Here is a 9,008-nt window from a genome sequence, read left to right as displayed (position 1 = left end):
GTCGCTAGCTCAGGAGGTAGAGCACCTGCCTTTTAAGCAGGGGGCCGTGGGTTCGAATCCCACGCGACTCATTTAATCAGGAGGAAAAATGAAATACGATATACTAAGGAAAATTACGCTTTTTAAATACCTTTCGGACTCCGAGATAGATGTGCTTACCAATCAGCTGACAGAGAAATCGTTCAACGAAGGCGAAGTAATAGTTCAGGAAAAAAACAACGGCAGGGAAATGTACATTATTGTCGAAGGAGACGTTCAGGTGCTTCTTCAGAGGGAAGACACTCTACTCGTCCTCGCCAAATTAACTCCAGGCGGTTTTGTTGGAGACATGTCGCTCCTGACTGATCTTCCGAGAAGCGCAACGGTTAAAACGCTCACCAAAGCAAAAATGCTCGTCTTCAAAAAAGAAAACCTCGACGCCATAATGGAAAAATTTCCTTCAACTGCCGCGAAGTTTTTAAAAGCGCTCTCCGAAGAACTTTGCGAAAGGATACAAAACGCAAACGAAAACGTGGAAACGCTTTTTCTTATAAACAAAGCCATTGTTGACAACGAACAGTTCAGGAGGCTTTACATCGGAGCCCACAAACAAACGCCTCCGGCTTCAACTTCTTGATGATTCTCTTTTTTCTATTTCTGTCTCATTTTTCTTCCTTTCACGCACACACGGATTTTTTGACGCCCGAAATCGGCAAGAGATGGCGTTTAGGAATTAACGCCCTGTCGTATTACAGCCAGAGTGAAATGGACGATTCCCTGGATTATTTTTTATCCGAAGGTGCTCTTCTTGAATGGAAAATCAATTCGTTCATGAGGACTTCGGGAGGTTTTTTTTTGGAAAACACAGAAAAAAAATCGTCTGCGTCCCCTCTTTTCAATTTTGTTGCAGGGGGGCCAGGGGGCGCTTTCACAGATCTCGGAGCAAGTTTCTCGGTTTCAAATAACGGTTTCTCCGCATCCTTGCTCGCTGACGTTCAAAGAAACAAGATCTGCGGATTTTTGTTTTCTCCGGGTTACTTCTGGGGAGACTCAACATCTTTTCCATACTTGTCTTCAAGGTTCTATTTCACTCAAACTTCAAACAGATCTTACGTGGAAATCGAAAAGCAGTTCGGAAAAGATTCGCCGTTTTTTTCCTTCGACAACTCTTTCGTAAAATTCGGAATCCTCACGGAATTTTTCGGAAATTTTTCACTCGAAATACTGACTTCCGTGCGCCTGGGTTCGCAATTTCCGGCTTCCTGTCCCGACTGGACCCTGGGTGCGAAAATTTTTGCCGGTCTTATAAGAGATCCTTCTTCAGTAAGAGGTTCAGGCACTCTTGCTGGCACTGTTAAATCAGAAGGCGGCGAACCCGTTCGAAACGCCGTGGTCTCGCTTGTATCCGATTCTCCTGTCGAGATTTTCACGGATTCCTCGGGTTTTTTCAACTTCACCGACGTGCCTTCAGGTTTTGTCACTCTGAACGTCGTTTCAGAAGGATTCAGAGCTCTGAGCATGCCGGTTTCGGTGAGAAAAAACCAGAACGTTTTCCTCGAACTCACTCTCGATCAATCCGTCGAAAGCATCTTGTATGATTTGTCAGTATACGATTATTTTACCGGACAACCTGTCCTTTCGCACATAAGAGGACGCGATCTTTCTTTTTCATTCACAGACACTTCTGTCTCGGCCAATGAAAACGAGACTCTTTACATCGAAAGCGATAACTACCTTACAGCCGCCGTAGCCCCTCAGAAAACAACCTCTGTCAGAGTGCCGATCCTGCCCGTAAACGGACGGTTCATTTTTGAAACTCAAGACTTTGAAGATTCCACCCTCTCTTCGTCCGGCATGATGAGGCTTATGGAACTAAAGTTTTTACTGGATTTTTACCCTAATTCGGCTCTTACTTTCGAAGGACGGGATGATTTTTCTGAAATAATCAGAAATTCATTGTTTACGTTCTTTTCTTTGAACAATGATGTTGAAATTATCGCCTTACCCGGGGATTCCACTCTTGAGATAACTTTCGACGACGTTTATGAAAGATGATCTCATCCTCAAAGGAAAACTTGACCGCCTTTCTCTTCTCGATGTCCTCGTAATGATTTTCTGCATCAAATGCGAGGGTAAACTCATACTGGACGAAGAGTCGTACATTGTATTTAAAAACTCAAAACCTGTTTTTGCCTCTTCCGGATGCACCGAAGGGCTTGAATCGCTGAAAGAGATCCTCGAGAAATCCTGGAAAGAGTTCCGACTGACAGTACTGAATGAAGATGTGATCCCGAATCTGATATGCGACAGCCACTTCATAATAAGTTACAGGGAAAAGAATTTTCCGAACGAATCGCGAATGAACTTTGCCGACACCGGTAAAGAGCTTTCAAAAAATTATCTTTCAATGCTTGAATTTTATTCAAAACTCATCCACGAACTGAGCAACCCCCTGACCATAATAAAGGGATGTGTCCAGTTGTCAGAAAGACACGTCGCCCAGAACAGGAAAGTGCCTCATGAAGTCCAGGAATCAATAAAACAGATGGAAGAAAAAGTTTCAAAGCAGGTCGCGAGAATGACAAAACTGATCGGCTCAGCAAAAAAACTGTCAAAACCCAGCTCGAGAAAAGAAGTCGTTTACGACGTCAAAATACTTCTCGATGAATGGATAGAGACCTGTGAATTTTCAAAAAACAAAGAAATCCAGCTCTATTACAGTAACGAGGCAAAAGAAGCCAAAATTTACGGCGAACCCGACGAGTTGATTCAGGCGATATCCAATATACTTGAAAATTCTACGCAAGCTTGTCTATTGTCAGGCAAGAGACCTTGTGTTATAGTACTTTATATGACAAACAGTGAAAGTCGTCTTCTGATAAACATCACTGACAACGGTGTGGGAATTGACAAAGACCGGATGGAAGACATTTTCGAGCCTTTCTTTTCTACTTATCCGGAAGGATTCGGACTGGGATTGAACGTCGTAAAAGCCATCATTGACGGCATGTCCGGAGAAATTGACATCAAGAGCAATAAAGGCTCTGGAACTGAAGTCACAATAACTCTTCCATTAATGAAGTGAAAGACCATACAAAATGAAAGATTCGCTTTTTTCGGAGAAAAAGAAAAAAGTGATGGTTATTGACGACGAAGCCGACATAGCTTCTCTAGTCGGTGAAAGATTGTCCGAATCCGGATTCGAAACTGAAATCGAATGGGATCCCCGGGAAGCCATAAAAAAACTTAAGAACAACTCCTTCGATCTCGTCGTAACCGATCTCAAAATGCCGTACGTAGACGGTTTTCAACTCATGGGTTGGATGAAGGATTTTTCTCCTCTGACGAAAGTTGCGGTCATAACCGCTCACGGGTCACCTACGGCACAGAGAATAGCCATCAACAATGGAGCTGTTCTTTACATTGAAAAACCTTTCGACCTAGATGAGTTCGCGCAGAAAGTGGAAGAAATAATGCAGCCTTCCAGAGAATTCGAAGCCAAAATCGAATCCATTTCACCGTTCGATTTGATCCAAATTGTCTCTCTCACAGGCGGTAACAGAAGGATATCCGTCGTATCATCCAAAGGGACCGGAGAGATGTATATAAAAAACGGCAAACTTGTTTACGCCGTGGCCGAAGGCTGTCAGATGATAGAGGCGTTCAACCTGATGCTGTCCTGGGACAGCGGGATATTCAACGTGCTTCATTGGGCTGACCCGCCGGATGAGACAGGCTCAGTAGACGTTTCTTTTCTTTTGCTCGAAGCGGCGAGAGCTTTCGACGAAAATGCCAAAAAAGACGGTGAAAAGAAAGAGTCAAAAAAGACCTATGCCTCGTCGCCAAAAAACGTACCCGGAGACAAAAACAGTTACGATAAAATTGCCTCCGCCAAAGGCGTCGAAGCTTCAGTTAGGCTTGACGAAAAATGGAAAATCCTCGAAACGAACAACGAACCGGTCGCCCGCAGCGCCGTCAAAGCGAGTTTCTTCCTCAACGAATGGGGCAGGAACATTGGGAAAAAATTCTCTTTTCACAATCTCAGCGAAATCGTATTGTTCATATCCGACCGCGAACTCTGGATAAAAACGGGTATTTCCGAGAACCAGATATTTTTACTGGCTCCTAAAATCACTCACGAAAACATTAAAAAAGAGATAAACAGATGATTTCGGCGGCTTTACAGGATGTCGAAAAAGTTTTTACAGGAAAGGAAAACGTAAAGGGAATAATGATCTTCAGTTTGACAGGCAAGACAAAACATTCAAATCTCTCGATTCCGATTCAGGATTCGGAAGACATCGGAAGATCGTTGGTAATCCTGTGGGATGCGCTCAAGAAATCCGGAATAAAAGGCGGTGTCATAAGCTGGATTTACGCCGAAGGGTTGATATATATGAAGGATTTTGACGGAGGGTTCATCGTGTCTCTTACCTCGAGCAAATCGGTAGAAAATGAAATGATACAATCCATGCTGGATTCTTCGGAATTGCTTAAAGGGACTTTCACCGACGAATCCGAGAAAAGCATACTGAGCACGATTGAAGAAAAAAAGACAAAAAAAATCGCCGCAGAGCAGATGCTGACTGAAAGCGGCCTCAACGAAATCGTCAAAAAAGTTAAAGATTCAGCTTCGAATATAGCCGGTTCTTGGATAGAATACTACTTTGACGATCTCGTTCAGGAATGGATAGACATGACTCAACCGAGGAAGTCACATTTGAAAAATCTCGTCAAAGCTGTCAGTGAATATATAGATGAAGGAGCAAAAAGAAACGGCTTTTTAAATGAATCAAGCAACATCATAGGAGAGTGAATTAAATGATTTTGAAGCGGACGACTGCGATAATCATATTGCTTATAATAAATTCCCAGATGATTTTTTCCGACGGTTTTTCGGAATGGTATGAGAAGACTTTTGAAAAAGAGGAAACAGGCATAGGCATGTCTTTTCTTAAACTCCCTGTTTCGGCCAGACAAGCAGCCATGGGTGGAACGAGCGCAGCGGTGAACGAAGGGGCAGGCGGTGTTTACAGCAATCCGGCAAAAATGCTCACGCCCGAACCGCAAAAAAGCTTCGTATTCAATCATCAGAACCTCGTTCAGGGCATACATCAGGAGTTCGCCGGATTCTTGTTTTCCGGTTCCGGAAAAGCGATCGGTTTCTCTGCGAGCGGCCTTTTCGTCGGCGGAATGGAGTACAGGACGGGTCCCGGTGAATCACAGGGTGATTTCAGCGCTTTCGATTTCTCGGCTTCCCTTTCCGGCGCTTACAGATTGTACAGCGACATGTCTGTTGGACTCAGAACCAAAATAATCCACGAAAGGATATTCGAATACAGCGCAACTGTTTACGCGTTTGATTTCGGCGTTCTTTATCGTCCGTTCGACAGGTTGAAATTCGGAGCAACTCTTGAAAACCTGGGCCCGAAATATTCGATGATCAAAGATTCAAAAACTTTGTCCAGGCTTCCTCTCACTTGGAGAGCAGGATTTGCTTTTACTCTTCCATCTGTCTGGAATATGCAGGAATGCCTGGCTCTCGACGTATGGAAATCGCCGGATGTCAGATTGCGGGTTGACGCGGGAGCGGAAATTACCCATTCGAGCCATTTTTCACTGAGATTCGGCGGAAAGTTCAATTACGACACTCAATCTTTCACCGCCGGATTCGGTTACCTGTGGAAAAACATCACCTTCGACTACGCCTTCGTACCTTACACGTCCAGCCTCGGTCAGGCGCATGTCATTACCTTGACACTTTCTCTTTAAAGGAGGTCACATGGCGGCATTGAGCGGTAAACTTACGGATTTCGAAATACCGACTATTCTTCAGTTTATAAAAATGAGCAACAAAAACGGTATTTTGAAGATTGTCTCCGATAAAGTCATGGGTGAGATACACTTTAAAGGCTCGGCAATTGTTTACGCCATGGACGGAGACGAGAACAGCGGGGAAGTAGCTCTTTTTAACCTGTTTCAGCTGAAAGACGGAGCTTTTGAATTCGTACCTTCAGAAAATATTCGAAACAGCCATTTTGATCTTCCCATTGACAATGCTTACGAGTCTCTGCAGTCTCAGCTCAAGGAATGGGAAGAAATAACCAAAGCGATACCCGATCTGAACCTGTCCGTCAAACTTATTCCCGACCCTTCCGTCAAAGAGGTGAAAGTTTCTCCTCCCCAATGGATAATTGCGGCTCAGGTAGACGACTTGAAAAGTTTGAAGGAGCTTTCATTAACCACCGGTTTTTCTCAGCTCGAAACGGCCAAAATTGTATATTCGCTTATAAGAACAGGCCTTGCGAAAGTATCGGACAACTCCGGTGAAAAACAGGAAAACAATGAACCGCCTCTCATGGAAGATCAGCTCGACGACCTTTACGAAGAGGAAGAAGATGTGGAAGAAGAAAAGCCCGTCGGCAAAGAGACCGAAGAAGAAAGATCAAGAAGAATATCGAGAAGAAAACATAAAAAAGGATTTTTCAGATAATAAGCAGTCATAATCTCTCAATTTAAAACATAAGTTGTCTTCACCAAATCTTAGCAGGAGAAATAAATGGCAGACGTGAGACCTTTCAGGGCCGTCAGACCGCCCGCCGAAATCGCAGACAAAGTCGCTTCCTTCCCCTACGACGTGATATCGTCTGAAGAAGCAAGGCATATTGCCGGCGGCAATGAACTCGCTTTCCTTCACATCACAAAACCCGAAATCGATCTTGATCCTTCCATAGATCTTTACGACGACAAGGTGTATGAAAAAGGCGCGGAAAACATGAAGAAATTCCTCGAAAAAGGCTGGCTTGCAATGGAAGAGGAAGCAAACTATTATCTTTACAGACAAATAATGGGGGACCACAGCCAAATCGGAATTGTGGCTTGCGCCAGCGCCGACGATTACGAAGCAGACGTAATAAAAAAACACGAACTGACAAGAAAAGACAAAGAAAACGACCGATTAAAGCACATATTGTCTTTGAACGCCAATACCGGCCCTGTTTTTCTAACATACCTGGCCCGAAAAGAAATTGACGAATTTGTCTTTTCTTTCGTCAAAACAAAACCTCCCCTGTACGACTTCAGGACAGAAGACGGGATAGCGCATACTTTTTGGCGGGTTTCGGATAAAAAAGACGTCGAATTTCTGAGAAACAGTTTCATGAAAATCGGCACTCTCTATGTCGCCGACGGACATCACCGGAGTGCGTCTGCCGTACGTGCGAGAGCCTTGTACAGGGAAAAAAATACCTCTCACACGGGCGATGAAGAGTACAATTTCTTTCTGTCAGTCATATTTCCTCACAATCAAATGAACATAATTGATTACAACCGGGTTGTCAAAGACCTGAACCGAAGAGATAAAAACAGCTTTCTCAAAGAGATAGAAAAATCTTTCGAAATCGGTAAAATAAACTGTCCTGATCCGGAAAAATGCAAACCTTCCGAAATGCATTGTTTTCTGATGTATCTGGACGGTGAATTTTACTCTCTCAGAACCAGAAAAGTGCTTCTCGGCTCCAAAGATCCTCTGGAGCTTCTCGATGTCAATATACTTCAAAAAAATATACTCGACCCCATTCTCGGCATTGCAGACCCCCGCACAGATAAACGGGTGGATTTCATCGGCGGGATAAGAGGCGTCGTAGAATTGAAAAGATTGGTAGACAGCGGAAAGTTCGCAGTCGCTTTTTCTCTCTATCCGGTCAGCATTGAAGAGCTTATAGCCATTGCCGACAGCGGGAAAACGATGCCGCCGAAATCAACATGGTTTGAACCCAAACTCAGGAGTGGTTTGGCGATACATATTCTGTCGTAGAGAATTCAGCCGACGATTTTATGGAAAAGGTATCCTTTTTTATAAAATATTACGGTGTTATGGTTTATCCAGTCTCCTATTATTCCTAGTTTTTTGCCGCTTTCGCTGTATATAAACGGTTTGTGGAGATGTCCCAGCAAGACGTAATCAAAATCCTGGTTCCATTTGATTTTTGCGAACCTGATGTATTTTTCAAAAGTAAAATTCAATTTTTTTGATCTTCCCCTGCTCATTTTTGAAATAGCTCTCGCCAAAACGAGTCCGATTTTGGGATGTATAGTTCTGAAAAGAAAAATACTGCCTTTATTTCTGAGGACAAAACGCGCAAATTTGTCCCCGGGGGTGTTTTTGTCTATAGTTTCGCCGTGAGACACCCAGAATTTTTTCCCGTTGAAATCCAGTTCAAGTTCCTCACAGCATTTGATTCCCGTGCTTTCTTCGATCAGCTTTTTACCCCACAGGTCATGGTTTCCGAGAACAAAAACCACATTCGGACACTTTTTCGAAAGCTGAAATATCTCTATGAGAATTTTCATGTTGTCGACTTCGATGAACTTTCCGTAATCAAACAGAAAATCAAAAATATCGCCGTTAAATATCACCGGGATATTTTTTTCAGAAAGTCGCTCTAACAATCCCGAGAATAGCTTTTTTTTGAGGATTTCTTTCTCGGTAGCTTCCGAGCCGAAATGAGCGTCTCCTATGAAACATATCTCATCTAGAGGAGACGTAATTTTCAAGGACAGCTTTGATGTATTCTTTGGCTTCATTGTAGATTCCTGGTGAATGGGATTCTCTCGGCCCTGCGATGTTTAAAATAGATGGTCTGATTTTAGCGAGCCAGTTCACCGTTTCTTTTATTTCACCGGTTCCGATTTTACAGACTTTGTGAGGTTTTTTGTACTGTTTGGCGTATTTCAACGTGAGATTGGTTCCTGCGCTGTTTCTGCATTCTTTTTTCGTCACCACCAGGGTCGCGTCGCTCTGAATTACGTTCAGCCTTGTCCTTTCCCAGTAATGAGAAGTCGGAGTCTCTATCATTCTGTATTTTGCAGGGACCTTACCGTCTTCGGCTTTTCTGCCTTTGGGGCACCATCCTCCCGTCAACAGCCCGATCTCGACTGCGGCGTCGAGAGCCGCTCTGTCTATTCCCGTCTGTCCCCCAGAGCAAACAGCGAGTTTAATAACAATTTTTTTCATGCCTTTTATAATA

Annotated in this window: 10 protein-coding genes and 1 tRNA gene; 9 read left to right on the top strand and 2 right to left on the bottom strand. The window is 43.6% G+C overall.

The genetic code is table 11. The features are described from left to right. The 9 genes from JXL83_05390 (at position 1) to JXL83_05350 (ending at position 7,795) form a co-directional block, all read left to right on the top strand. A tRNA-Lys gene (locus tag JXL83_05390) sits at positions 1 to 71 on the top strand. 17 nt (positions 72 to 88) lie between these two features. Further along, entirely contained in the window at positions 89 to 616 is a 528-nt protein-coding gene (locus JXL83_05385; protein MBN2363544.1) for a cyclic nucleotide-binding domain-containing protein, read from the top strand. Beyond that, on the top strand, positions 616 to 2,034 hold the full coding sequence (locus JXL83_05380) for a carboxypeptidase regulatory-like domain-containing protein (protein ID MBN2363543.1): 1,419 nt from the start codon (positions 616 to 618) through the stop codon (positions 2,032 to 2,034). The genes JXL83_05385 and JXL83_05380 overlap by 1 nt, the downstream gene beginning before the upstream one ends. Further along, the gene (locus tag JXL83_05375) at positions 2,024 to 3,064 is read left to right on the top strand and encodes a HAMP domain-containing histidine kinase (protein ID MBN2363542.1); all 1,041 of its coding nucleotides are present in this window, start codon (positions 2,024 to 2,026) and stop codon (positions 3,062 to 3,064) included. Before JXL83_05380 ends, JXL83_05375 begins: the two co-directional genes overlap by 11 nt. Before the next feature lie 13 nt (positions 3,065 to 3,077). Further along, on the top strand, positions 3,078 to 4,148 hold the full coding sequence (locus tag JXL83_05370) for a response regulator (protein MBN2363541.1): 1,071 nt from the start codon (positions 3,078 to 3,080) through the stop codon (positions 4,146 to 4,148). Continuing rightward, positions 4,145 to 4,795: a hypothetical protein gene (locus tag JXL83_05365; protein MBN2363540.1), complete on the top strand. Its 651-nt coding sequence runs from the start codon at positions 4,145 to 4,147 to the stop codon at positions 4,793 to 4,795. The genes JXL83_05370 and JXL83_05365 overlap by 4 nt, the downstream gene beginning before the upstream one ends. A gap of 5 nt (positions 4,796 to 4,800) precedes the next feature. Continuing rightward, positions 4,801 to 5,751 (top strand): PorV/PorQ family protein, encoded by a 951-nt coding sequence (locus JXL83_05360; protein MBN2363539.1) that lies wholly within the window; start codon positions 4,801 to 4,803, stop codon positions 5,749 to 5,751. A gap of 10 nt (positions 5,752 to 5,761) precedes the next feature. Further along, positions 5,762 to 6,472: a DUF4388 domain-containing protein gene (locus JXL83_05355; protein ID MBN2363538.1), complete on the top strand. Its 711-nt coding sequence runs from the start codon at positions 5,762 to 5,764 to the stop codon at positions 6,470 to 6,472. 66 nt (positions 6,473 to 6,538) lie between these two features. Continuing rightward, positions 6,539 to 7,795 (top strand): DUF1015 domain-containing protein, encoded by a 1,257-nt coding sequence (locus tag JXL83_05350; GenBank protein ID MBN2363537.1) that lies wholly within the window; start codon positions 6,539 to 6,541, stop codon positions 7,793 to 7,795. A gap of 5 nt (positions 7,796 to 7,800) precedes the next feature. Here JXL83_05350 and JXL83_05345 read toward each other — a convergent pair whose 3' ends face one another. Next, positions 7,801 to 8,565, bottom strand: a complete 765-nt coding sequence (locus JXL83_05345; GenBank protein ID MBN2363536.1) for a metallophosphoesterase — start codon at positions 8,563 to 8,565, stop codon at positions 7,801 to 7,803. Next, positions 8,510 to 8,995, bottom strand: coding sequence for a putative molybdenum carrier protein (locus JXL83_05340; protein ID MBN2363535.1), 486 nt, complete (start codon positions 8,993 to 8,995; stop codon positions 8,510 to 8,512). Before JXL83_05340 ends, JXL83_05345 begins: the two co-directional genes overlap by 56 nt. Between the last annotated feature and the right edge of the window lie 13 nt (positions 8,996 to 9,008).

This window comes from candidate division WOR-3 bacterium (assembly GCA_016934535.1).
Taxonomy (GTDB): domain Bacteria; phylum SDB-A; class SDB-A; order SDB-A; family SDB-A; genus JAFGIG01.
Note: the sequence above shows the minus strand (reverse complement) of the source record. Positions and strands in the feature narration are given on the sequence as shown.

Coding starts and splice junctions, on each gene's coding strand:
- JXL83_05345 (MBN2363536.1), bottom strand. CDS start 8,565: ATGAAGCCAAAGAATACATCAAAGCTGTCCTTGAAAATTACGTCTCCT.
- JXL83_05365 (MBN2363540.1), top strand. CDS start 4,145: ATGATTTCGGCGGCTTTACAGGATGTCGAAAAAGTTTTTACAGGAAAG.
- JXL83_05350 (MBN2363537.1), top strand. CDS start 6,539: ATGGCAGACGTGAGACCTTTCAGGGCCGTCAGACCGCCCGCCGAAATC.
- JXL83_05375 (MBN2363542.1), top strand. CDS start 2,024: ATGAAAGATGATCTCATCCTCAAAGGAAAACTTGACCGCCTTTCTCTT.
- JXL83_05355 (MBN2363538.1), top strand. CDS start 5,762: ATGGCGGCATTGAGCGGTAAACTTACGGATTTCGAAATACCGACTATT.
- JXL83_05370 (MBN2363541.1), top strand. CDS start 3,078: ATGAAAGATTCGCTTTTTTCGGAGAAAAAGAAAAAAGTGATGGTTATT.
- JXL83_05385 (MBN2363544.1), top strand. CDS start 89: ATGAAATACGATATACTAAGGAAAATTACGCTTTTTAAATACCTTTCG.
- JXL83_05340 (MBN2363535.1), bottom strand. CDS start 8,995: ATGAAAAAAATTGTTATTAAACTCGCTGTTTGCTCTGGGGGACAGACG.
- JXL83_05380 (MBN2363543.1), top strand. CDS start 616: ATGATTCTCTTTTTTCTATTTCTGTCTCATTTTTCTTCCTTTCACGCA.
- JXL83_05360 (MBN2363539.1), top strand. CDS start 4,801: ATGATTTTGAAGCGGACGACTGCGATAATCATATTGCTTATAATAAAT.